Source organism: Acinetobacter sp. 809848, from assembly GCF_000581275.1.
Classification (GTDB): domain Bacteria; phylum Pseudomonadota; class Gammaproteobacteria; order Pseudomonadales; family Moraxellaceae; genus Acinetobacter; species Acinetobacter pittii.
Genome location: NZ_JEXG01000009.1, coordinates 80,649 through 104,427 on the forward strand (window position 1 = coordinate 80,649; position 23,779 = coordinate 104,427).

Genomic DNA, 23,779 nt, shown 5'->3' on the forward strand with positions numbered 1-23,779 from the left:
CTACCCCTTATGCATTAGATGCTTTCTGTTCTGCTTGAGGTTTACCTGATTGAGCCGGTTTTGTCGCATTTGGAGCTGCACCTTGTGGATTCGCTGGTTGAGCTTGGTAAGGTTTTGCTGAAACTTCTTGCCCTTCTTTAACTTTGGCAACACCGTCAACAATCACTTTATCACCAGCTTTAAGACCGTTAGTCACAATCCAGTTTTGTCCTTGAACACCAGAGGTTTCAACAGGACGACTCTCAACAGCACCTTTGGCATTAACAAGCATTGCTACAGCTTGACCTGTAGGTAAACGTGTAATTGCAGCTTGAGGAATCAGGTAAGCATTAGGAACTACACCTTGAACAATCTGTGCAGTGGTATACATGCCTGGAAGTAACAGATGATTCGGGTTTGAGAATACGGCACGTAAAGTAATCGTTCCTGTATCCTGATTTACAGAGGCATCAGAGAAAGCAAGTTGTCCTTCGATTGGGTAAGTTGAACCATCTTCGAGCTTCAATTTCACTTTCGTGTTGTTACTATTGTTCAAACTGCCTTTGCTAAGTTGTTGACGTAAACGTAATAACTCGGCACTAGACTGGTTAATGTCAACATAGATCGGATCTAACTGTTGAATCGTCACTAAAGGGTCAGTTTGGTTAGCAGTGACTAAAGCACCTGCTGTTACAGAAGAACGTCCAGACTGACCAGAAATTGGTGAGCGAATTGTAGAGTAGCCAAGATCAACATTTGCATTCGTTACTTGAGCTTTTGCAGCAGAAACTTGTGCTTCGGCAACATTAACCTGACCAAGTAAGTCGTCATATTCTTGTTTAGATACAGCGTTACTTGAAACAAGTTGCTTATAACGGTTTAACTTAGTACGTAGTGAAGCTAGATTTGCCTGTTGTTGTAAAAGGGTAGCCTTTGCATTTTCAAGCGTTGCACGGTTAGTTCGAGAATCCAGTTCATATAGAGCCTGTCCTTCACGAACGTAACTTCCTTCAGCAAACAAGCGTTTTAAAATCACACCACTTGTTTGAGGGCGAACTTCAGAAATTTGATATGCTGAAGTACGGCCGGAGAGTTCAACGCTTTGTTCAACACTTTGTGGTTGAGCAACAATAACACCTACTTCTGCAGGCGGCATTTTCTGAGCAGCAGCAGCTTGCTGTTTCTCATCGGAGCCTTTGCTACAACCAACAAGTGCGATACTTGTTGCTAATGCGCAAGCAGTAAGGGCAGGAGCCCAAAGCTTAGCCGACATCATTGTTCCACCTCGTTTAGATAAAATCTAAAAATATATTTGTTTTCTACTTAACCTACTTTGTGTTTGTAATAACCAGAGCCAAAGCAGTGCAATCCAAATAAAACCTATGCCCCAACCGGCGAGTACATCTGTTGGAAAATGAACTCCAGCATATATTCTTGAAAGCCCCATGCAGATAAACCAAAGACAGGAAATCAAAATGATATAAGGAGAGTTAGTGTTGGGCTTATGGCATAACATTATCATTGCCATACAAGCCAGTGTTGATGCATAAACACTATGTGCACTTGGGAACGATGCACCATAACTTTCGACAATATGATATACCTGTGGAGGTCTTGGACGGTCAACACACCACTTGAGCAGCCAACCCGTGATGATACTGCCAAGAACACCCACGCTAATGAAAATAACAGTAATATATTTTTTATACCATGCTTGATATATACACACCAATAAGGATAAAAAACATACAAAAGGCATACCACCTACACGTGCTAGAAAGGTCGTAATAGAGTTAAGATAATCTGATCGATTTTCACTCAATATTTGAACGGTGAGAAGATCCAAAGATTGAAGTCTTGGTACAAAAAGACCAAGAACACCTAATCCTAAAAAAATACAACCAATAAAAAGCAATAAATAGGGCATGTATATACCTTTGCTTGTTCAAGCAGTGTCTACTACTGAAAGCCGTTAAAAGTGTACTTGCCAGTACACTTTTTTTCAAGCCTGATAGATCATCGTAAATTCATTTTGAAAATTTTTTAACATTTGGAAAAACAATCACAACAAAATTGACGAAAATCACATTTTGTGTACAAAGCAAAATTCTTAGTGGTCTGCTTTTTTCCCGTTATTTGTTGAGGTGTTTTCTTCAAGTTCTAATGGTTGTTTCGGTGGCCAGAAAAAATCGCTTGGACGAGTTAAAAAATGGGTCATGACCAATTTGGCTAAAGGTTTCCATTGTTCAAAGCGGACTCGACGCGCTCGTAATGCCACAATAATCGTTAAGGTGAAACTCACAAATAAGTTAGTGAGACCAATGCATAGCACACCAAGAAAGGACACGATAATCAGTCCGATATCTGGGCTGCCGTTAATAGTCATTAAACCTTGAATAAAGTTAGCGGATGCAAAGGCAATATGGCGAATATCTAAAGGTAGACCTAGGATAAAGCCTATGGTCCCCATACTTCCTAGCATAATACCGAATAAGAAGTTACCGGCTAATGCACCTAAATTACGTTGAATATATTCAGCAAAACGGTTAAGGCGATCTTGCCCAAACCAGTTAGCTAAACGACGATGTGCTCTTAAGCGTGGACCAACTTTTCGATAAACAGCCATGTTGTCAAAATATCCAGCAATCAGGCCGGACAAAAATAGACATACTCCCGCAATTGCGGCATGTGGCACGGCTAATGACGTAAAGGGGTTTAGGCTGTGTAGTAGATAAGTTGCTTTAGTATGGGTTAATAACGGTTCATCAAGGTAAAACTGCCAAGCAAAAGTAATAAGTGCGGCAGTAGGGATCGCAATTGAAATATTGCCCAAAATAGCAATAAATTGCGTTCGGATAATATTAATAATAAGCGCCGCTAACTCTGCAATCTGAGCTGTTTTAGAGCCTTTACGTTGCTGCACTGTTGCAGCGAGGGCCGCAGCAGTCATAGCGGGTTGTTTAGTTGCAACAGTAAAGTGCAGAACATGAATCAGAATGAAACCCAGAGAATAATTCATACTGAACGTAAAGGCTTGCATGAGCGGGGCCATTGTCATTCTTGCAGCAAGAATTTTTAAAGATGCCATAAAGGCAATAATGACACCTGCACCAGCGGCAGCTTTATACATTCCCCAAAAGCCTTTGGTATCTGTACTTACGTAATGCTCACCTGTTCGGCTAGCATTTTCTGTTACCTGAAAGGCAATGAGTTCACTAGTCGTACTGAGTAATGAGCGAACACTTTTTTCGCTGTAATGTGCCTTGGTTAAATCAGAAATAAGATGTCCTAAAGAAACATATTTTCCTTTAGTGTTATCTACGACTAGATAAAGTAATAACTCAATTCGATCAAGACATTGCTCAAGTAATGATAGTAAGTAAGTCAAACTTAAGCTGACACCAATTCTTTTGGTCGCACGGCGAATTTTTAAAACGACATCTCGGCACTGTTCCAACATAACAAATGCTTGTGATGCATCGGGCGGGGAAATAACGGCAATTTCATGTTCAGAAATTTCTTGTTTTTTATACTTTTCAATAAACTCAATAATTTCACGGTTCTGAACTAAAAATGGCGACTCATATTCTGTTAATTCTGGCTGAGCGTTAATAAATTCGGGATAAAGACCAATTCCACTAATTCGATAGGATAGGACTGTAATGGCTTTAATCATTTCACTTTGAATGACTAACTTCTCTTCGACATTACTCTGGCTTTGCCCAATAAGACTAAATAAATTTGCCCAATCTTCATCATCAATATTATTGAGCCAGATTTTGTCACTTTCTAAATAGAAAATTTTTCCAATTAATATTTTGAGTTGGCTGGAGTCTTCGATTAACGGTAAAAAATGTGCTCCGAGTCTTTGTCCAAGCTGGTTCCAGAAACCATCTAAAGACAAGATTCCGCTATCGGCATATAAACTAACTTGCTTATAGTGATTAATTAAACGTAATAAAAAAGTTTGTAGTAAGAAGGGCGCTGTAGGTGTACGTAAAAGACTTTCAATTAAAGCCTGTATTTTTTCCTTAATTTCATCCGTATCTTGTGGGTTCGATGGTCGGACGGCATTGACGAGTTCAATAAGTAGATTTTCATCAATGACAGCTTGAGGATCCTCAAGCTGCTTCTCTATTTTTAAAAAATGATCTGAAAAATTTATATGCATAGGCAAAATAATATCTATTGTATTCGATGTAACGCAAGCTGAGTTAAGTTAATCAAAGCCTGACGATACGGTGTATCGGGTAGGTTTGATAAAGCTTGCAGTGCTGCTTCTGTTTCTTCTTGGGCACGTTGGTTGCAATAATCTAAAGCACCAGACTTCTGTACAATTTCGATGACCTGAGATAGTTGGTCTACTCCACCAGTTGCGATACTGCGACGAATAATCGCATGCTCTTCACCTGTTGAGCGTGCTAATGCAGAAATTAACGGTAAAGTTGGCTTACCTTCCATTAAATCATCACCAATATTTTTACCTAATGTTTCAGCATCAGATGTGTAGTCTAAAATATCATCAATAATTTGGAATGCATTACCAAAATGACCGGCAAACAATCTTAATGGTTCACGGTACGCTTCTTGGCCCGCCAAAATAGCAGCACCTTCTGTAGCCAGTTCAAACAGACGAGACGTTTTACCATGAATAATTTTTAAATAAGTTTCTTCAGTTGTATCTGGTTGATGCTGTGATTGAAGTTGTAATACTTCACCTTCAGCAATTTCACATGTACCTGTTGAAAAGTCTTTCAATAAAGTCATGTTGTTTAAATCGACCAGTAAATCGAAAGCACGGGCGATCAGGAAGTCACCGACTAAAACAGCTGTCTGATTGTTCCATGTAGCATTTGCTGTAGGGCGACCACGACGAAGGCCAGATTCATCTACCACATCATCATGGACCAGTGTCGCGGTATGTAACATTTCAATGATTGCAGCTAAACGCTGTGCATTTGCCATGTTATCTAAACCACAAGCACGTGCTGCAAGCAAACACATGATTGGACGCATACGCTTTCCGCCAGCTTCAACGACGTGTTTGCTGACAGACATGACTAAACCGACTTTTGAGCTAATTCCTTCATTAATCAAGTGATCCATCGCAGCGAAGTCTGAAGCAACAGGCGCAAGAATGTCTTGCTTGAAATCGATGACCATATGAAGAAAAACCCCGTATTGGTAGATAAGTGGCGTTAGTGTATCAATTAAAGATGTGTTGCACAGGTTAACAAGTGGCTGATATTAATCATTTCTATTGTTTTTAAGCGTTTTTTGTTCTTTATTTAAGCAAAATACGATGTTTTCGGCAAAACAATAAATTTAATGACATCAGCATTAATACAACTTGTTCTTGACGCAATTTGTGTTTGGAACTGTATTTTAATTTTCATTCAGAATCAATGAAAACTGCTAAATTCCAGTCCAAGCTGTTTGATTTTGTAAGAATAGGGGATCATGCTTTACTGATAGATAGAAAATACTTGTCGTTTGATCAAATTTCACTTAAAATCTGTCGCCTTGTATAACCCCAGTGGCGATCGTTTTAAGATCGATATATCCCTTTATCGACACGACGACACGGGCTGATTGGAGTACATTATGTACGCAGTAATCCAAAGCGGTGGTAAACAGCACCGTGTAGTTGAGGGCGAAACCCTTAAAGTTGAATTATTGAAAGCTGAATCTGGTGCGACTATTACATTTGATGATGTATTAATGGTTGTAAACGGTGACAACATTCAAATCGGTGCTCCAGTTGTAGCTGGCGCTAAAGTAACTGCAGAAGTGATTGGTCATGGTCGTCACGACAAAATCCGCATCATCAAAATGCGTCGTCGTAAACACTACCGTAAACAACAAGGTCACCGTCAATGGTTCACTGAGTTGAAAATTACTGGTATTTCAGGCTAATCACGAGGAGTAAGAGACATGGCAACTAAAAAAGCCGGTGGATCGACGAAGAACGGTCGTGATTCAAACCCAAAAATGTTAGGTGTTAAAGTTTACGGCGGTCAAGCTGTAACTGCTGGTAACATCATCGTTCGTCAACGTGGTACAGAGTTCCATGCTGGTGCAAATGTTGGTATGGGCCGTGACCATACTTTATTTGCTACTGCTGACGGCGTAGTAAAATTCGAAGTGAAAGGTCAATTTGGCCGTCGCTACGTAAAAGTTGAAACTGTATAAGTTTTAGCTCGAAAAAAGCCCACATTTTGTGGGCTTTTTTTATGGCATTTATTTTTATTCATCTTCATCATGATGAATGAAATTCTACAAACAACATGAATAACATAACAAAATATCTTATTTTCTCAATGATTAGCACAGAGTTTGTCGGTTAATATGAGTCTTGAATTAAGAGCTTACTCAGTTTCATAACTATGAAAGAGAGTAAGTTGTCTTACAGCAACTAAAAAGGTGATGACATGAATATGCTTCGTAAAACTATGTGTGCTATTACACTTAGCGCGTCAGTGCTTGCTCCTGTAATGAGTACTACAGTGTTTGCTGCGCCTGTAGCAGCACCGGAGCAACAGGCAATTGGGAACCTGGTTAATCAGTTATCAGGTTTACAGCGTTTAACTGCCGACTTTGAACAAACAACTAAAGCCAATACAAAAACTGTGGCACAGAAAAAGAGTTTAAGTGCACAGCATATGAACCAGACATTTAAAGGCTCAATGAAAGTTGAGCGTCCGGGGAAATTTTATTGGGAAACAGTAAGTCCTGCTAAACAAACTATTGTAACGAGCGGAAAAACAGTTTGGATCTATGATCCAGATTTACAACAAGCGGTCCGCCAAAGCTTAGATGATCAGGTTGCAGATACACCAGCATTATTACTCTCTGGTAATACCAACCAAATCATGAAGTCTTATCGTGTAACACAACCTGATAAATCTAAACTTTATTTCACATTATTCCCTAAGAAAGAAGATGGGGCATTCCAAAGCTTAACGATTAGCTTTGGAGCAAATAAAGCGCCTACACTTATGGTATTACAAGACTCATTAGGTCAAACCACCTATGTACGCTTTAAGAACGTTAAAGTAAATGCTTCAATTCCGGCATCAGTCTTTAACTTTACACCGCCAAAGGGTACGGATGTTATTGACCAATAATTAAAGCCTCTTCAAAAAAGCTACCGTAAAAGGTAGCTTTTTTTATATAAGAGAAACAGATACATTTTTTAACCCCGTCTTATTCTTACGCTTTGTATAGTGTTAGAAGTAAATTCATGGGGATTATTATGCGACTTTACGATAAGAAAATTATTTGTATTCTTCCATTAATGGCTGCAATGGCAATGGTGACTGGTTGCCAACCAAAGTCGGCAGCCAAAGAAGAGCAGGCTGCTTCGACTGCAAAAGTTAAAGAAACGAAAGAGGCTGGTGTTCCTGTAATTCAAGCAAAAGTAATCCCAGTAAAATTGCCAAAATCAAAAGTTTGCTTAGAAGATGGTTGTACTGAGTATGATTTTCAAACAGTACAGACCAATCAAAAATGGATTAATGATTACTTCACCAATCGTATAAAGAAAGCAGATCCGAATGCTTTTGCAAATTTAGCCGATCAACCAGTTGAAGTACCTGAAGGTGAACCAAGTTCAAGTCAAAGTGCAATTTATGTTCGCTATTTAGGGCAAAACTATAATCTTGCTACCTTTGCATTACAGACTTATTCATACTCAGCTGGTGCTGCACATGGCATGTCTCATCAAGAATTTGTAAATTTTGATTTATTAAATAAAAAGCACATTACTGTTGCTGAACTTATTCAGCCAGATGTTGAAAAACAGTTGGTTGATGCTCTTTTTGAAGCAAATACAAATTGGCTTCAAGCACATAATATTAGCCGTGAAAAACTTCAGCTAAGCGATAATTTTTACTATGGCGCTAATGGCATTGTATTTGTCTATCCAATTTATGAGCTAGCTTCATATGCAGAGGGAATGTCTGAATTAACGCTGCCATATTTTGAAGCGGGTAAGTTCATTAAACCTGAGTATTTGCCAAGTGTGCCAAACTATAACTTTTAAAATAAGTGATCTATTCTAAGAATTGTGTGAAAGCTATTCGTTATGAAGATGATCACTATATTTTTTAGTGTTAAGGCCTTACACTATAGCCAGTTTTTTACCCATATTATGATTGATTATGATCGACCCTAAGTTACTCAGAAATAATATTGAAGCCGTTAATGCGGCTTTGGCAAAACGCGGTGTTCAATTAGATGTTCAAGAATGGGCTTCTTTAGAAACTCGCCGTAAAGATTTGCAATCAAAAACTGAAAAATTGCAGGCAGAACGTAATGCCGGTGCAAAACAAGTGGGTCAGATTAAAAAATCCGGTGGTGATGCTTCTGAAATCATGGCGCGTATGCAAGCCATTGGTGACGAAATCAAAGCTGCTGAAGTTGCTTTGTCAGAGTTACAAAACGAGATTGAACAAAAAGCGTTGAGTATTCCTAACTTACCAGATGAGTCTGTTCCTGCTGGTAAAGATGAAGATGATAACGTTGAAATCTCAAAATGGGGTACGCCTCGTCAGTTTGATTTTGAAATCAAAGATCATACTGACCTAGGTGAGTGGATGGGTGGTTTAGAGTTTGAAACAGCTACTAAATTGACTGGTTCACGTTTTAGCGTACTGAAAGGTTCTTTAGCACGCCTACAACGTGCATTAACGCAGTTTATGCTTGATACCCATACTTTAAAGAATGGCTATACAGAAGCTTACGTGCCTTATTTGGTCAATGCTGATTCACTTCGTGGTACTGGTCAGTTGCCAAAATTTGAAGAAGATTTATTCAAACTTCAAGGTGAAAAAGAATATTACCTCATCCCTACAGCAGAAGTTCCAGTTACTAACTTCGTTCGTGATGAGATTATTGATACCGAACGTTTGCCTTTAAAATATGCAGCGCATACGCCATGTTTCCGTAGTGAAGCTGGTTCTTATGGACGTGATACCCGTGGTTTAATTCGTCAGCACCAATTTGATAAAGTTGAGATGGTGCAAATCGTTAAACCTGAAACATCTATGCAAGCACTTGAAGAGCTTACTGCACATGCTGAGGGCATTTTGCAGGCACTAGGTTTACCATACCGCAAAATTTTGCTTTGTGGTGGGGATATGGGCTTCGGTGCAACTAAGACTTACGACTTAGAAGTTTGGGTTCCAAGCCAAAATACTTATCGTGAAATCTCTAGCTGCTCTAATATGGGTGATTTTCAGGCACGCCGCATGAAAGCACGCTACAGAATGGATCAAAAGAAGACCGAATTGGTGCATACACTAAATGGTTCAGGTCTGGCAGTTGGACGTACTTTGCTTGCTGTAATGGAAAATTACCAACGTGAAGACGGTTCTATCGAGATTCCAGAAGTATTACGCCCATATATGGGTGGTGCAACGTTTATTGACTAAGCTTTGCATCTAAATTGTGCACGCTTTTTGCTTAATCCAAGTCAGATGATTAATGTAGAGGTTTAAGGTGGATATTTTTCCAATCTCTTTAAAGTTGCAACAGCAACATTGTCTGATTGTAGGTGGTGGGCATATTGCATTGCGCAAAGCAAACCTTTTAGCCAAAGCGGGAGCAGTAATCGATATTATTGCTCCTGCAATTGAAGAGCAGCTTTTACAGTTAGTCAAAACGACAGGCGGAGAGTATTTTGCCGAGTCCTTTGCTGAAAAAATATTAAATACACCATATCGATTAGTGATTGCTGCAACTAATGATGCGCAAGTGAATAAAGCTGTTTTTGAACAATGTGAAGCGCGTAATTTATTGGTCAATAGTGTTGATGATATTCCACATTGTCGCTTTATGGTTCCAGCTATTATTGATCGTTCTCCGTTAATTATTTCTGTCGCTTCAAATGGTGCATCACCAGTTTTATCGAGACAACTTCGTACTCAAATAGAAACAATAGTTCCGCATGGCATGGGTAAGTTGGCTGAGTTTTCTGGTCAGTGGCGTAAGCAGGTAAAAGAAAAAATTCCCAATCCAGATGAGCGTCGGATTTTTTGGGAAAATCTCTATGCTAGCCCATTAAAAGAACAGGTTTTTAATGACAATTTGGAAGTTGCAAATGGTTTGATTCAGCAAGCCTTAACAGAATGGACTGCACCTAAGGGTGAAGTTTATTTGGTAGGTGCTGGACCGGGTGATCCAGAGTTACTGACACTAAAAGCATTACGTCTTATGCAGCAAGCTGATGTTGTGATTTATGATCGTCTTGTTTCTGCACCCATTTTAGAGCTTTGCCGTCGTGATGCGACTAAAATTTATGTAGGTAAAGCGCGTTCAAATCACTCCGTTCCCCAAGATGGCATCAATGCTTTACTGGTTGAGTATGCTCAAAAAGGAAAGCGTGTTTGTCGTTTAAAGGGTGGTGATCCATTTATCTTTGGACGTGGTGGTGAAGAGATTCAAGAGCTCGTTGAGGCGAATGTCACTTTCCAAGTTGTACCTGGTATAACAGCAGCATCAGGCTGTTCAGCTTATGCGGGTATCCCATTAACACATCGTGATTATGCACAAAGTGTTCGTTTCTTGACTGGGCATTTAAAGGAAGGTTCACCTGAACTTCCTTGGAATGAGTTGGTTTATGAAAATCAAACTTTGGTTTTATATATGGGGCTAGTTGGTTTAGAACGCATTTGTGAGCAACTTATTGCTCATGGTCAACGTGCTGATATGCCGGTAGCTTTAATCTCTAAAGGAACCACACCAGACCAGAAAGTTGTAGTTGGAACATTAGCTGATATCGCAACAAAAGTGTCTGAACATCATATCGTAGCACCGACTTTAACCATTATTGGTGAAGTGGTGAATTTACGTGAACAGTTAAAATGGCAATAAGTTCATTTGAGTTTATTGCTGGTTATTAAAGTCGAGAAAATTTGTGATTCATGTTGTCCTATACGAGCCTGAAATTCCTGCCAATACAGGCAATATCATTCGTTTATGTGCTAATACTGGTGCACAGTTACATTTGGTCAAGCCTTTAGGTTTTGAATTAGATGATAAAAAGCTCAAACGAGCAGGCCTTGATTATCATGAATGGGCACGTATGCAAATTTGGGACAACATAGAACTTTGCCTTGCTGACCTGAAAGCTAAAGGGGTTGAGCATATTTTTCCACTCACCACTAAAGGTTCTGCAACTCCGCATACAGTTGATTTGAATCGACCTGTGGCTTTACTGATGGGACCAGAAACACGCGGTTTGCCTGAGCATGTTCGCTTGATGTTCCCACAAGAACAGTGGATTCGTTTGCCGATGGCGGAAAACTCAAGAAGTTTAAATTTATCTAATGCAACGGCTGTGATTGTTTATGAAGCATGGCGTCAGCAGGGTTTTAAAAACTTAGGATAAGTTAATAATTTTTAAATAAAAATAAGGCCACAGTTGTGGCCTTATTTGTTTTTTAGATGTCTTATTTAGGGAAAACAACACCACTTGCTAAATCATAATTTGTTGGTGAGTTAGTATAGACCGATCCAAGTCGAACTGCAAAGAACCAGCCTAAAGTACCTTGGTCTTGAATCCGATTTTCAAAGATATAAGGCTCATCTGTTTCGGATGCAGCATCTTCAATAAATACTTTATATTCAATAGGTCCTGTATTTTCACTGTCGCGCTCAAATAGATAACCATCAATATTAAAGAAGCCTAGGTTATTGTTCGCGTCGACTAATCTGTAACCTTCAGCCGCTTGTTCTTTAAGAAGTTTTTCAAGTTTAATTGCATCATCCTTGTTGAAAGGAATATGTTGTGGAACTTCAAAATAACGATATGCATAGGTTCCGTTATGGGTACTGCTATTTACGCAAGTAGGTACATAGAAGGTTCCATTCGTTGTGCCATTATTAGTGAATTCTGAGTTTGCGTAAATTAGCTTACAACCTTGTGCACCAAGTTCATTGAAGGCATTTAGAATACTTGTGCGAGAAGTGTTGGTTAAGAAGCGATTAGAGTACGAATAGGTTGCAGGTTTCTTATCATTTTTCACAAATAAATATTTATCTGTATCAGATGTAACCTCGCCAAATGAAAGCTTATATATATAGCCTAAGCTACCTTGTTTATTTAACTCATTCACCCATAGTAAATAACGGTTTGCTACTGAATTAGTTTTAACATCAACTGTTTTATAGGTGTATGTGTCAGTGGATTTATTGTTTTTAACATATAAATTTTTATACAGCGCAAAGCTTCCATCCGGATTATCTAATCTTACAGATGGGGTGAGAAGAGCGTAGCCTTGGCGTCCTTGATCATTAAGTTGACTTAATACGTCTGCCCAAGATTCCTTATTATCTCCTAGTCTAAAACTTGCTGTTGCCAATACTTGACTTGGCTTTTGCATGCTTGCTGGTGGAGTTGTTTTTGTGAAGCAGGTATTTGTGAGATCAAAGTTTGCTTGCTGCAAATAATTATGTATCGCATTTGGTTCATCTGTAGGAACTAGACAGAATTGGTTTGCATTTTTAAACCCTAGAATAGCTGGCTGTTTCTGCGTTAGCTTTCCTGCTACTACAAGCTGCCAATCTACTTTGTTATAGCTTGAGGTTTGTACTGTCTGAGGTGCTCCAATATTTGAAACCAGACTAAAATCTTCAGCTTGGCGGTAACTTGCAACAATGTTACCTGTACAGTTCGATTCATTCTCATAACGTACTGTTTCACTGGCAAATCGCAAGCTGTTATCAGAAACCTTAATGACATTCATTTTTAGAGCAGAGCCGTTAATACAACCTCCTTTGCCTGCTAACCAACTTCCAACAAAGCGATCCACTACACTTGTTGGTGTTGGTGTTGGTGTTGGTGTTGGTGTTGGTGTTGGTGTTGGTGTTGGTGTTGGTGTTGGTGTTGGTGTCGGTGTCGGTGTCGGTGTCGGTGTCGGTGTCGGTTCCGAATCGTTATCATCAGATCCGCAACCACTTAAAGCTATAAAAATCAAAGCAATGCTGCTTCCTTTTAGTATGTTATTCATCACATGAACCCTTTTCTTATTAAAAATGTGAAAATTTAACATTTTTAAAATAGATCAATTATAATGCAGTTGTAAAGATCAAATTTGAAAAAAGGTTCAACATGGCAGCTTATAATCAAATTGAAATATTCGAACAAAGCCAAAAATGGTTTGACCAGTTGCCATTAGAGTGGAAAAACTGGCTTGAAGAAAACTTAGAAAAAGGGTGTGGAGTTGAACAATTAGTCGATGTATTAAAAGCAAATGGATTTGAACCAAAGTTTGAAATGAATGATTTGAAATTTCAGACTTTATCTGATCACGATCAAGAGTGGATAATTGAACAAGTTTTAAATGAGGTAACGACTGCGGAAATTATAAAAATATTAATAGAGCAGGGGCATGATGGTTTAAAAGTAAAAGAATATTTAAATAATTTAGAAAATAATAAGTTATATAAAATTTTGAAGAAAAAGCATCATCAACTTAAAAAACGTGAATGGTTAATAGAAACTGTAGATCAATTAGCACAGCTAAACTCTGACTATAGTAAAGAAATTCCTTCAATTACTGCTCCACGGTTCTCTGGTTTTATAAAGGATTACTATAGTCAACATCGCCCTGTGATTTTAAAAAAAGGAATAGAACATTGGCCAGCTTTGCACAAATGGTCTCCGCAATATTTTGCTTCTAAATTTGGCCATCATTTAGTTGAAGTTCAGATGAATAGAAATTTAGATGAACAGTTTGAAAGACATTCTCCATCATTAAAACAAAAAATGAAGATGGCAGAGTTTGTATCAAAAGTTATGTCAGTTGATGCTAGTAACGATTTTTATATGACTGCAAATAATGCATCAAATAGTCATCAGATGCTTCAAGAATTATTTTCAGATATAGAGGATTTTGCAGATGGTTACTGTGATTTGGCTTTAAAGGATGACCGTAGTTTTTTATGGTTTGGACCTAAAGGAACATTTACACCTTTACATCATGATTTAACGAATAATATGTTAGTTCAAATTTATGGGAGCAAAAAAGTAACTTTAATTCCTGCATTGCAAGTTCCTCATCTATATAACGATCATTGGGTATTTAGTGAGTTGAGTGATGCAAATAAAATTGATTTTGAAAAATATCCTTTAGCAAAATCAATTACTCCTGTTGAATGTATTTTGAATGCAGGGGAAGCTCTATTCATCCCGATTGGTTGGTGGCATAGCGTAGAAAGTTTGGATGTCTCAATTAGTATTTCTTTTACCCATTTTAATGCACCAAATCATTATGTAGATCGGTTTCCCAAAGAGGTCTAAGAATGAAAATTGCATCTTAAACCGTTCAGTGTGACAATTGCTCGGCCCATACTGTTTTTCAAATATGAAGGAAAATTGTTACTCTATGACCACACTCCAAACGAACAATGCAGAACTTAATCAAAAGCAGGTATTAATGTTAATGGAATACCTGACGCAATGGTTAATTCGTTCAGGAGTGGGATATAACGACTTTGTAACTGCTTTAAAACCTGTTTTCTACCAACAAGCTTTAAGTGAGCTAGAGCGTATAGAGCAAAAGCCAACTGATTCAGCAGTCAGTTTACTTTCAGGGTTACATCGCAAAGACGTGAATGCATTTAAAAAGGCGATGCAGGCTGGTCAGCCTTTAACAGAGGCAAAAGTAGCAGAGCCAGTAAGTGTTCCTGCTCGGGTGATTGGTTTGTGGCTTGCAGAGGGATTGGCAGAAAAAATTCCATTTGTAAGTAATGATCAGGTTAGTTTTGAAAATTTAGTAAAGAAAGTCTCAACTGAAAAGCATCCAAGATCTATTTTGAATGAACTCGAACGCCTAAATATTGTGAAAGAAAAAGATGGCCTTGTGATGTTGCAGCAGCGTAGTTTTATGCCTGATGTAGAGCAATTTGAGGTTCGAAAATTATTAACGAGTAATTTAGAAGCACATTTAGCTGCTGGAGTTCATAATTTATTTCAGCCAGAAAAAGAACCCTATTTAGAACAAGCAATTTTTGCTGATGAACTAACAGATGAATCGATTACTTTACTCAAAGAAGCAAGTTTGCGCTTATGGGAAGATTTATCACTACAAGTACTTAAATTAGCTATTGAACGTTGTGCACTAGATGAAGGAAAAGAGGGTGCAACTAAAACTTTCCGTTTCGGAGCTTATCAATATGACGAAAACAACTTATAAAAAATTAATAATATCCATAAGCTTTATTTTGACAAGTGGTCTTTTAACCGCTTGTGGAGAGGATTTATTCGCAGGTGGTGCAAGTTTAGGGGGATCAGGATATCCGACTAAACCTGGTAAACCGGGTGATTTTGAAACACCAGCCGATGGTGAGAAAGGCGACTCAAAAGATAATGAAATTTGGTTGCCTGCACCTGTTGAAGATGACTGTAATGGCTTACATCGCAAACTACAGTTTCTCAATAATGTAACGCGTGAACCCATAGAAAAAGAAACTGTTTTTAAATATGCACAGCAGTTAACTCTAAATGGCACAATTGCTTTGAAGATTACTCAAACTAATAAGGGATTAGAGAAAATACAAGAAAAACAACCTGCGTGTTATGTGCCTTTAGAGCTCTATTTACTTGGAAACACGAAGCGCTCCTATCCAGAAAATGAGTGTAAAGAGATTCAAACTTACGAATATCTACCAGATGAAACCAAAACTTTTATTGTCAATTATCCAGCATTTGACGTCATGAATGGTACTTGGAAATATGGTCTAGAAAGCACTTATTTGAAGAATGATCAAGAGTTAAAGCAATGTGAACCTTTAACTATCCAATTTAAAATAAGTGCACCACCTGAGCCGATTAAAATTAATTAAGTTGAGCAGCCCTTCAGCTAAGAAAAAAGCCTAATCAATTAAGCTCAATAAAATTTTAAGGGAAGCATGAGTTAAGCTTGCTCTAGCACTTTTTCGTCATAAGTCATTTGGGCTGCTAAAACCTGTTCAATATTGGTTTCAGCCCATTCTTTTAATTGGAACGCCATTGAAGCGACATTTTGCCCCAGAGAAGTGAGTGAGTAATCAACACGAATAGGAGACGTATTCTGAATTTTACGCTCAATAAAACCATCTCTTTCTAGCATCTTTAGTTTTTGTGATAAGACTTTAGGAGAGATGCCTTGTATATTCTTTTTGAGCAAATTGAAGTGCTGAGTTTCCTCTTCAAGCACATTTAAAATCAATAAAACCCATTTATCTGCAATTTTTTCAAAAAATAAACGAGCAGGGCAATGTTGTTGAAAAACATTATATTTTAGACATTCATTCATACTTTTTACCTGCTAATTTCTTAAAAAATTACCATAGTTACCAGTTAGTAACTAATTGACACCTAGTTTCTAAAATATATCATAAAGTAGAATTTAATAAAACAAAGGTTTGCTCCCATGTCTAACTCTAATATCGCGGTTGTATATTTCTCTGGTTATGGCCACACTAAAGTCGTGGCTGAAACGTTTGCAAACGAAATTAATGCTCAGCTCATCCAAATTGATCAAGAAGGTAATATTACTGATCAAGATTGGCAGACATTAAATGATGCGAAGGGGATTGTTTTTGGTGCTCCGACTTATATGGGCACAGCACCATGGCAGTTTAAAAAGTTTGCTGATGCAACTTCGAAAGTTTGGTTTACACGTGGTTGGCAAGATAAAGTATTTGCAGGTTTTACAAACAGCGCGAGCTTAAATGGAGATAAGCAGGTTACTCTTATTCAATTACAAACTTTAGCTTCGCAGCATGGTGGAATTTGGGTGAGCCTTGGTTTATTACCAGCGAATACAAAAGATGCAACACGCGAAGATATAAATAACTTAGGCGGTTCAGTTGGGCTTTTGGTTCAATCACCTTCTGATGCGAGTGTAGAGGAAGTTCCTACTGGCGACCTTGAAACAGCGAAGCTTTATGCTCAACGTGTACAAAAGATTGTGAACAAAATTTTTGGTTAATTTGACAATTTGACCATAAAAAAGGCGCTTTAAGCGCCTTTTTTATTATTCATGTTCATTATGCTGCGGAGCATTATATTTAAAGCCTTTGGTTTTGTAGGCCAAATAACCTACACCAATAACGGCCCAAGCTAAGCCAATTTGTAAGGCAAGCTTATCAATCTCAAGCCACATCATGAACACACTGGCAAAACCAAGTGTTGGTATAACAATATAATTGATGATGTCTTTAAACGTTTTATTCTTGCCATCTCTTAATGCATAGCGAGAAATAACAGAGAAGTTAACAAAACTAAAAGCGGTTAAAGCACCAAAACTAATCAAGTTGACAATATGCTCAAGATCTAAGAAACCAGCAGATAAAGCAACTACACCCACAATAAGAATGTTGTAAGTTGGAGTATGCAATTTTGGACTAATGTGACCAAATAATTTCTTATTGATTACGCCGTCACGTCCCATTACATACATTAAACGAGATACACCTGCATGAGCAGAAATACCTGATGCCATAACAGCAACTACAGCAAAATATAAAACCAAAGTTTTAAATGCAATACTACCAATCGCAGCAACCATTACAGGCTGTGATTCATCGAGAGGATTAAAATAAGTATTTGGGTTACTAGGGAAATATAATTGGATGAAGTAAGTACTTACAATGAAAATAATACCTGCAAGTAATGCTGTCGTAAAAATAGCTTTTGGAAGCGTTTTCTCTGCATCTTTTGTTTCTTCAGCAAGAGAAGATAAGGCATCAAACCCTGTGAAAGAGAAGCAGAGTACAGTTGCACCAGCAATTAAAGCACTTACGGATGTCATGTCGTTCCAAAAAGGAGTTAATGACCACAAGGCAGCTTTATCTGGATTTAAAGTTCCATCTGCATATACACCTTGAGTGAGTAAAATGTATACCTGATAAACGAAATAAAAAATTACGCCAAGCTGAATAATAACGATTGTACTGTTAAAGCGTGCGACAAATCGTGCACCAAATAAGTTAATAACAGTCATTAGGGTGGTTAAACCAATCACCCATAACCAGTTATTTACCTCTGGAAAAAGAGCTCTTAGATAAATATCTGCCAAAATAATATTAACAAGCGGTGACAGTAAATAGTCTAACCAAGAAGACCAACCCACCATAAAACCAACATTAGGGTGAATTGATTTTTGAGCATACGTATAAGCTGACCCAGAAGAAGGGTAGCGCTTAATCATATGTCCATAACTGATCGATGTTAATAAAATTGCGACTAATGCAAAGATGTAGGAAGTTGGTACATGACCGCCACTTCGCTCTGATACTAAACCAAAAGTATCGAATAACGTTAATGGCTGAATATAAGCTAAACCAATAATAATAATGTGCCAAAGCACAAGATTCTTTTGAAGTTTAGCTGTTGGTTTAGTCCCAGATAAATTTGTCAACGGCGTTATCCTCATAATCGTTGATCAAGGATCAGCTTGGTGTTAAGGATCGTTTGAGACGAACGATCCCCCCTACAGAAAAAGATAAAGTGCGCCAATCTATCCTAAATTGATGCAAATTGTCAGTACTTTCATCGATTTTTTAGCAAATTTTTTGCCATATTTCCAAATAAAAAGATGAATAAAAATTCATAGTGATAAAAAAGACCTGATTTTATATAAAAATCAGGTCTTTAGATTTAAGTCTCGAGTTTAACCTATCGAATTACCATGCCTTTTGTAAGATCTCTCGGATATCTTTTAGGCTTGCTTCTTTAGGGTTGTAAATAATTGAGCCGTCATTTAGTGCTTTTTCTGCAACTTCATCGAGCTGTGCTTCCGTTACTTTGCCAGTTTCACGTAAAGTACGTGGTAACTTGGTTAAGGTAAATAAACGATCACGCATCGCTAAAATTGTTGCAATCGCTCTGTCTGCACGTTGAGTTGCTGGAGTTTGTGCATAGATATCAGCACCAGCTAATGGCAATAGTAATTCACCAATTTTCTGGCCATTTACCTGCTTATTATATTCAAGCACATATGGTAAGAATAAATTCATACATAAACCGTGGGGCAGGTGAGCAACAGCACCTAAAGCATGACCTAAAGAATGTACAAGGCCTACCATTGAGTTAGAGAATGCAATACCTGCCATTGTAGAGGCTTGTGCTAGTTCTAAACGACCTTGTGAGTCATTTGGGTTTTCTAGGACATTAAATAGGTTTTCACTAATCTTTTTAATTCCAGCACTTGCATAAGCATCGCTAAGTGGATTGGCAGCCATACATGTATAGGCTTCAACACAATGTGTTAAGGCATCCATACCTGTCATTGCAGTTAAATGAGGTGGCAATGTAAGTGTCATGCGCGGATCTAAAATCGCTGCATGTGGCATTAAGTAATAAGAGGCAAATGCCAATTTAACATTCTTTTGCGTATCTGAAACCACGGCAACCATAGTCACTTCAGATCCCGTACCTGATGTAGTCGGAATTACGAAAAATGGTTTTAATGGTTTTGGTAGGTTGTGTGCACCAGAATATTGAAGTAAGTCATCTCCACCTTCAGACACTAAAATGTTAGTTGCTTTAGAAGTATCGATAACTGAACCACCGCCTACAGCAATAATCGCATCGCATTTATTCTTGCGATAAGCTTCTGCGGCAAGACGAACGACTTCTAAACTTGAGTCTGGTGGAACATCATCAAACACATGACCAATGACAGCATCAGTCGTACTGAACGCAGCTTCAATCGGGTTGAGTAGGCCATTTGCGCGCACACCTTTATCTGTAATGATGAGCGGACGTTTTGCACCTAAAGTCGCAAGTTCAAACGGAATATGTTCTAACGCAGCATTACCGGCAATGACTTTTACAGGACAAAAGAATTCGTAATATGGTTTAGCCATGTTATGCGCTCCGCTTGAAATAGGACTTAGCTACTTTTAAGTAAATATTTGCAGCTTCGTTGAATTTTTCTTTTAGGGTGAGTTCGGTTGGGTATTCTTTGACTGCAAGAGACGCAACCAATTTAGGTAAAATGAGAGATTCCATTTTATTTAGACAGCGTACTAAGCGAATGGCAGCAGATACATCGCCATCAGCAATCATTCGGTCATTAGCAAATGCTTGGGCAGTACTTTCTTGAAAAGAAAATACTAAAAAGGCATGAGTTACATGTTTGAATGTAATAGTTAAGTCTGGCTTTCTTTCAGCTCTTTTGAGTAGCTCTAACTGTTTGTCTTCTGTGACTCGAGCAAAAAATGCTGGTCCATTTGGGAAAACATTCATTGAAAGTACAAAGTGAACAGGAAATTTAGATACTTCCTCTTGTATTTCAGTGTCCACTTGACTTGCCATGACTAAGCCACGACCAACAACATCCATCATGAGCTTAACGTAGGCAAGTTGCAGAGTAGGCTTTACAGCTTTTGTCGAAATCACTCGCGTATCCCTTGTTAAAATTATGCAAAAGCAAATTTAGAGTAATTACTCTAATCCATTTTTATTTCATCGCAAAGCGATTTATTCAGTTTTGACTTCTGGGTCATTAAAGTATCCAGTGTTCTTAATATACTCAATAAAGTCTTGGCAAAGTTGAGTGAATGATGGATAAGGAGTCACCAAATCTTGTATACGCACCATTTCTAAACCAGCGTAGCCACAAGGATTGATCGTCTGGAACCCATCTAGGGCACAGTCCAGATTTAGCGCTAACCCATGGTAGCTACGACCACGACGAATTTTAAAACCTAAGGAACCAATCTTACGGCCATCGACATATACTCCTGGAGCATCAGGCTTAGCATACGCTTCAATTCCGTATTTTTTTAAAACATCTATCATGAATTGTTCAGCAAAACTGACCAATGTTCGTACGTTCCATTTTAGACGATTAAGATCAAACATGAAGTAAGCAACAAGTTGACCAGGTCCATGCCAAGTCACTTGTCCACCACGGTCAGTTTGCACTACAGGAATATCTGATGAAATTAAGATGTGTTCAGGTTTACCAGCTTGACCTTGAGTTAAAACATTATGATGTTGAAGTAACCATAACTCATCAGGCGTATCTTGATCTCGCTCATTTGTTAAGAGTTTCATGGTTTCAAACTTGCTTTGATAATCTTGTAAATCGTTCCATTGCCGAATGATTAAGTTGGGTTTATCAAGGCTCATCACAATCTCTTCCTATAATTAGTTTATGCGGCGCCCAGTTAATATCTACTAGATAAAAGCCGAAAATCTTGTAATTTTAAAGGATTTTATAAAAGGAATTCTAAATATTTGTAAGGTTTTTCGTGGTAGGAAGTTTTTAAAATTTCCAAAAAAAATACCACAGTAAGAATGCCTGACTGTGGTATTGATTGAAGAACTTAAAATTAAAGCGCAGTTCTAATCTGCGGACAAGCAGCCAAGTCAGCATAAAGTGCATGAACTTGTTCCAATTCTTCAAAGCGCAATTGTGCTGTTAAAGAATGATACTTGCCGGTGCGAGATTCTTGAACTTTTAATGTTGAGTGGTCGAAGTCTGGAAAATGTTTTACCAAAATATCGACTACAGCAACACGTAATTCTTCACCCGCATCGCCAATAAGTTTAATTGGATAATCCATCGGAAATACCCAAAGATGTTCTTGTAGTTCGCGAGATGGAGTGCGGTCTAACATAAGTTACCTCATGATTTGAAACGCCTGCATTATCGCAGGCGTTTATAGCTCTTTCTATTAAATGGGGCTTGGTTTTGAAATTTCAAGCTTTCAAAACTTAGTCATTTTCCAAGAAAGAACGTAAATGTTCAGAACGAGAAGGGTGGCGTAATTTACGCAATGCTTTCGCTTCAATCTGACGGATACGTTCACGTGTTACGTCAAATTGTTTACCAACTTCTTCAAGTGTGTGATCGGTTGGCATATCAATACCAAAACGCATCTTCAATACTTTTGCTTCACGTTCAGTTAAGTTTTCCAATACTTCACGAGTTGCTTCTTTTAAGCCTTCTGAAGTCGCAGCATCAATTGGAGAAGTGATGTTTTGATCTTCAATGAAATCCCCAAGATGTGAATCTTCATCATCACCAATAGGTGTTTCCATCGAAATCGGTTCTTTAGCAATTTTAAGTACTTTACGAACCTTAACTTCATCCATTTCTAAACGTTCACCTAATTCTTCAGGTGTTGGTTCACGGCCCATTTCTTGTAACAATTGACGAGATACACGGTTGATCTTGTTAATCGTTTCAATCATGTGTACTGGAATACGGATTGTACGAGCCTGATCGGCAATCGAACGAGTAATCGCCTGACGAATCCACCAAGTTGCATAAGTCGAGAATTTATAACCACGACGGTATTCAAACTTGTCTACAGCTTTCATCAAACCAATGTTCCCTTCTTGAATCAAGTCAAGGAACTGTAAACCACGGTTGGTATATTTCTTCGCAATCGAGATTACCAAACGGAGGTTGGCTTCTACCATTTCTTTCTTAGCGCGACGTGCTTTCGCTTCGCCAATCGCCATACGTTTAGAGATATCTTTAATTTCAGCAACGCTTAAACTAAGCTCTTTCTCAATATCTGCAATCTTTTGTTGGAATGCTAAAACATCTGGACGAACTTTTTCTAAATGCGCCTTGATTTCAGCAGGTGCTTTAGCAATTTGTTCATCTAACCAAGCTGGATTAGATTCTTGTTTAGGGAAAGATGTACGGAATTGAGTACGGTCCATACGGCCACGACGTACTGCATAACGCATGATTTCACGTTCATTGGCACGAATTTGCTCATGGGTACCACGAATCATTTCAGAGATGATGTCAAATAAACGTGGTGTAAATTTAAACATCATGAACACAGTAGCTAAAGCTTCTAAAGCTTCTTCAGCCTCTGGACTGTTACGACCATGTTTTTCAACAACAGCTTTTGTTTTAGCCCAAGCAGCTTCTAGTTCAGTAAAACGAACTTTTGCAACCTCAGGGTCTGGACCTGAATCGCCTTCAGAGTCATCATCACCTTCAGACTCTTCTTCTTCATCGTCATCATCAAGCTTAACTTCTTTCGTTGATTTTGAAGATGATTCGTCTTCTTCTTCAAGTTCTTCAACTTCTTCTAAAACTTCTGGAATATCTTCATCAGTTTCAGGATCGAGGTAGCCTGATAAAATATCTGCAAGACGGCGTTCGCCAGTTAAAAAATCATTATATTCTTTTAATACAACTTCAACAGCATTTGGCCAGTAAGCAATTGAATTAAGGACATCACGGATACCTTCTTCAATACGTTTGGCAATGCTGATTTCACCTTCACGGGTTAACAGTTCAACTGTACCCATTTCACGCATGTACATACGTACAGGATCTGTCGTACGCCCAGGCTCATTTTCAACCGATGCAAGTACGGCAGCAGCTTCTTCTTCAGCAACCTCATCAGTTGCGTCAGCCGACTCACCGAACATGGTATCGTCAGATTCAGGTGCACGCTCGTGTACAGGAATACCAACGTCTTGAAGCATTTGAATAATGTCTTCAATCTGTTCGCTTTCAGTAATCGAGTCCGGCAGATGATCGTTAACCTCAGCGTAAGTTAAGTAACCTTGTTCTTTGCCTCGGCTAATCAGAGCCGCTACTTGAGAAGTAGGGGAATGCATATCGCTCATCTTTGCTTACTCTTTGTTGAATCTGTGGCAGTGAAAAACCGTGCATGATAGCACAATTTGCTTGAAATGTTTTGGCTTTGATCAGTAACCGTTAAATAAAAAATATCTTTGAATTCACGTCTGTTTTTTGAATATTGGGATAAAATCATTTTTTTCAAGCTTAAATCATCGAAAAAATCATAGAATTTTTTTTTG

The 23,779-nt window shown here is 38.3% G+C and carries 23 protein-coding genes; 11 read left to right on the forward strand and 12 right to left on the reverse strand.

What is annotated here, in order from left to right; translation table 11 throughout:
• Positions 1-7: 7 nt before the first annotated feature.
• The 4 genes from adeI to sdsA form a co-directional block, all read right to left on the reverse strand.
• Positions 8-1,255: a multidrug efflux RND transporter periplasmic adaptor subunit AdeI gene (adeI, locus tag J536_RS11450; protein ID WP_002116482.1), complete on the reverse strand. Its 1,248-nt coding sequence runs from the start codon at positions 1,253-1,255 to the stop codon at positions 8-10.
• Between the two features lie 24 nt (positions 1,256-1,279).
• A complete protein-coding gene (locus tag J536_RS11455; RefSeq protein WP_005064516.1) occupies positions 1,280-1,906 on the reverse strand; it encodes a phosphatase PAP2 family protein in 627 nt (208 codons plus the stop codon).
• 183 nt (positions 1,907-2,089) lie between these two features.
• On the reverse strand, positions 2,090-4,150 hold the full coding sequence (locus tag J536_RS11460) for a site-specific recombinase (protein WP_032062950.1): 2,061 nt from the start codon (positions 4,148-4,150) through the stop codon (positions 2,090-2,092).
• 14 nt (positions 4,151-4,164) lie between these two features.
• On the reverse strand, positions 4,165-5,142 hold the full coding sequence (gene sdsA / locus J536_RS11465) for an All-trans-nonaprenyl-diphosphate synthase (protein ID WP_002116233.1): 978 nt from the start codon (positions 5,140-5,142) through the stop codon (positions 4,165-4,167).
• Positions 5,143-5,583: 441 nt separating this feature from the next.
• Here sdsA and rplU point away from each other — a divergent pair, with 441 nt between their 5' ends.
• The 7 genes from rplU to J536_RS11500 all read left to right on the forward strand — a co-directional run bounded on the left by rplU (position 5,584) and on the right by J536_RS11500 (position 11,371).
• Positions 5,584-5,895, forward strand: a complete 312-nt coding sequence (gene rplU / locus J536_RS11470) for a 50S ribosomal protein L21 (RefSeq protein ID WP_000271409.1) — start codon at positions 5,584-5,586, stop codon at positions 5,893-5,895.
• An 18-nt stretch (positions 5,896-5,913) separates the two neighbouring features.
• Entirely contained in the window at positions 5,914-6,171 is a 258-nt protein-coding gene (rpmA, locus tag J536_RS11475; protein ID WP_002116037.1) for a 50S ribosomal protein L27, read from the forward strand.
• 239 nt (positions 6,172-6,410) lie between these two features.
• Positions 6,411-7,106 carry an outer membrane lipoprotein chaperone LolA gene (lolA, locus tag J536_RS11480; protein WP_004789378.1) on the forward strand — a complete coding sequence of 232 codons (696 nt, stop codon included), beginning with the start codon at positions 6,411-6,413 and terminating at the stop codon, positions 7,104-7,106.
• 116 nt (positions 7,107-7,222) lie between these two features.
• The gene (locus J536_RS11485) at positions 7,223-8,023 is read left to right on the forward strand and encodes an RsiV family protein (RefSeq protein ID WP_032056634.1); all 801 of its coding nucleotides are present in this window, start codon (positions 7,223-7,225) and stop codon (positions 8,021-8,023) included.
• 118 nt (positions 8,024-8,141) lie between these two features.
• Complete coding sequence (serS, locus tag J536_RS11490) at positions 8,142-9,413, forward strand: serine--tRNA ligase (protein WP_005072887.1); 1,272 nt, start codon at positions 8,142-8,144, stop codon at positions 9,411-9,413.
• A 67-nt stretch (positions 9,414-9,480) separates the two neighbouring features.
• Complete coding sequence (gene cysG / locus J536_RS11495) at positions 9,481-10,854, forward strand: siroheme synthase CysG (protein ID WP_005072889.1); 1,374 nt, start codon at positions 9,481-9,483, stop codon at positions 10,852-10,854.
• Between the two features lie 43 nt (positions 10,855-10,897).
• Entirely contained in the window at positions 10,898-11,371 is a 474-nt protein-coding gene (locus tag J536_RS11500; protein ID WP_032062951.1) for a tRNA (cytidine(34)-2'-O)-methyltransferase, read from the forward strand.
• A 61-nt stretch (positions 11,372-11,432) separates the two neighbouring features.
• On the opposite strand, the gene J536_RS11505 is transcribed toward J536_RS11500, so the two are convergent.
• Positions 11,433-12,992 carry a PT dipeptide repeat lipoprotein gene (locus tag J536_RS11505; RefSeq protein WP_032062952.1) on the reverse strand — a complete coding sequence of 520 codons (1,560 nt, stop codon included), beginning with the start codon at positions 12,990-12,992 and terminating at the stop codon, positions 11,433-11,435.
• Between the two features lie 101 nt (positions 12,993-13,093).
• On the opposite strand from J536_RS11505, the gene J536_RS11510 reads away from it, so the two are divergent.
• The 3 genes from J536_RS11510 (at position 13,094) to J536_RS11520 (ending at position 15,828) form a co-directional block, all read left to right on the forward strand.
• Positions 13,094-14,284 carry a cupin-like domain-containing protein gene (locus J536_RS11510; protein ID WP_032062953.1) on the forward strand — a complete coding sequence of 397 codons (1,191 nt, stop codon included), beginning with the start codon at positions 13,094-13,096 and terminating at the stop codon, positions 14,282-14,284.
• Positions 14,285-14,369: 85 nt separating this feature from the next.
• Positions 14,370-15,179, forward strand: a complete 810-nt coding sequence (locus J536_RS11515) for a DUF6502 family protein (protein WP_025469752.1) — start codon at positions 14,370-14,372, stop codon at positions 15,177-15,179.
• A gap of 16 nt (positions 15,180-15,195) precedes the next feature.
• On the forward strand, positions 15,196-15,828 hold the full coding sequence (locus J536_RS11520) for a hypothetical protein (RefSeq protein ID WP_081404123.1): 633 nt from the start codon (positions 15,196-15,198) through the stop codon (positions 15,826-15,828).
• 71 nt (positions 15,829-15,899) lie between these two features.
• On the opposite strand, the gene J536_RS11525 is transcribed toward J536_RS11520, so the two are convergent.
• A complete protein-coding gene (locus J536_RS11525) occupies positions 15,900-16,280 on the reverse strand; it encodes a winged helix-turn-helix transcriptional regulator (protein WP_002116344.1) in 381 nt (126 codons plus the stop codon).
• A 117-nt stretch (positions 16,281-16,397) separates the two neighbouring features.
• Between J536_RS11525 and J536_RS11530 the strand changes: the two genes are divergently transcribed.
• The gene (locus tag J536_RS11530) at positions 16,398-16,958 is read left to right on the forward strand and encodes a flavodoxin family protein (protein WP_032056629.1); all 561 of its coding nucleotides are present in this window, start codon (positions 16,398-16,400) and stop codon (positions 16,956-16,958) included.
• 45 nt (positions 16,959-17,003) lie between these two features.
• Here J536_RS11530 and J536_RS11535 read toward each other — a convergent pair whose 3' ends face one another.
• The 6 genes from J536_RS11535 to rpoD all read right to left on the reverse strand — a co-directional run bounded on the left by J536_RS11535 (position 17,004) and on the right by rpoD (position 23,584).
• Positions 17,004-18,389 (reverse strand): APC family permease, encoded by a 1,386-nt coding sequence (locus tag J536_RS11535; protein ID WP_014207482.1) that lies wholly within the window; start codon positions 18,387-18,389, stop codon positions 17,004-17,006.
• 265 nt (positions 18,390-18,654) lie between these two features.
• Positions 18,655-19,839, reverse strand: a complete 1,185-nt coding sequence (locus tag J536_RS11540; protein ID WP_017386748.1) for an iron-containing alcohol dehydrogenase — start codon at positions 19,837-19,839, stop codon at positions 18,655-18,657.
• Between the two features lies 1 nt (position 19,840).
• On the reverse strand, positions 19,841-20,374 hold the full coding sequence (locus J536_RS11545; RefSeq protein ID WP_005072911.1) for a hypothetical protein: 534 nt from the start codon (positions 20,372-20,374) through the stop codon (positions 19,841-19,843).
• 81 nt (positions 20,375-20,455) lie between these two features.
• Positions 20,456-21,109: a lipoyl(octanoyl) transferase LipB gene (gene lipB / locus J536_RS11550; RefSeq protein WP_005064548.1), complete on the reverse strand. Its 654-nt coding sequence runs from the start codon at positions 21,107-21,109 to the stop codon at positions 20,456-20,458.
• A 203-nt stretch (positions 21,110-21,312) separates the two neighbouring features.
• On the reverse strand, positions 21,313-21,600 hold the full coding sequence (locus J536_RS11555) for a YbeD family protein (protein WP_002116017.1): 288 nt from the start codon (positions 21,598-21,600) through the stop codon (positions 21,313-21,315).
• A gap of 97 nt (positions 21,601-21,697) precedes the next feature.
• Positions 21,698-23,584 carry an RNA polymerase sigma factor RpoD gene (gene rpoD / locus J536_RS11560; protein ID WP_002116414.1) on the reverse strand — a complete coding sequence of 629 codons (1,887 nt, stop codon included), beginning with the start codon at positions 23,582-23,584 and terminating at the stop codon, positions 21,698-21,700.
• Positions 23,585-23,779: the final 195 nt, after the last annotated feature.

Coding starts and splice junctions, on each gene's coding strand:
- adeI (WP_002116482.1), bottom strand. CDS start 1,255: ATGATGTCGGCTAAGCTTTGGGCTCCTGCCCTTACTGCTTGCGCATTA.
- J536_RS11455 (WP_005064516.1), bottom strand. CDS start 1,906: ATGCCCTATTTATTGCTTTTTATTGGTTGTATTTTTTTAGGATTAGGT.
- J536_RS11460 (WP_032062950.1), bottom strand. CDS start 4,150: ATGCATATAAATTTTTCAGATCATTTTTTAAAAATAGAGAAGCAGCTT.
- sdsA (WP_002116233.1), bottom strand. CDS start 5,142: ATGGTCATCGATTTCAAGCAAGACATTCTTGCGCCTGTTGCTTCAGAC.
- rplU (WP_000271409.1), top strand. CDS start 5,584: ATGTACGCAGTAATCCAAAGCGGTGGTAAACAGCACCGTGTAGTTGAG.
- rpmA (WP_002116037.1), top strand. CDS start 5,914: ATGGCAACTAAAAAAGCCGGTGGATCGACGAAGAACGGTCGTGATTCA.
- lolA (WP_004789378.1), top strand. CDS start 6,411: ATGAATATGCTTCGTAAAACTATGTGTGCTATTACACTTAGCGCGTCA.
- J536_RS11485 (WP_032056634.1), top strand. CDS start 7,223: ATGGGGATTATTATGCGACTTTACGATAAGAAAATTATTTGTATTCTT.
- serS (WP_005072887.1), top strand. CDS start 8,142: ATGATCGACCCTAAGTTACTCAGAAATAATATTGAAGCCGTTAATGCG.
- J536_RS11505 (WP_032062952.1), bottom strand. CDS start 12,992: ATGAATAACATACTAAAAGGAAGCAGCATTGCTTTGATTTTTATAGCT.
- J536_RS11510 (WP_032062953.1), top strand. CDS start 13,094: ATGGCAGCTTATAATCAAATTGAAATATTCGAACAAAGCCAAAAATGG.
- J536_RS11515 (WP_025469752.1), top strand. CDS start 14,370: ATGACCACACTCCAAACGAACAATGCAGAACTTAATCAAAAGCAGGTA.
- J536_RS11525 (WP_002116344.1), bottom strand. CDS start 16,280: ATGAATGAATGTCTAAAATATAATGTTTTTCAACAACATTGCCCTGCT.
- J536_RS11530 (WP_032056629.1), top strand. CDS start 16,398: ATGTCTAACTCTAATATCGCGGTTGTATATTTCTCTGGTTATGGCCAC.
- J536_RS11540 (WP_017386748.1), bottom strand. CDS start 19,839: ATGGCTAAACCATATTACGAATTCTTTTGTCCTGTAAAAGTCATTGCC.
- lipB (WP_005064548.1), bottom strand. CDS start 21,109: ATGAGCCTTGATAAACCCAACTTAATCATTCGGCAATGGAACGATTTA.
- J536_RS11555 (WP_002116017.1), bottom strand. CDS start 21,600: ATGTTAGACCGCACTCCATCTCGCGAACTACAAGAACATCTTTGGGTA.
- rpoD (WP_002116414.1), bottom strand. CDS start 23,584: ATGAGCGATATGCATTCCCCTACTTCTCAAGTAGCGGCTCTGATTAGC.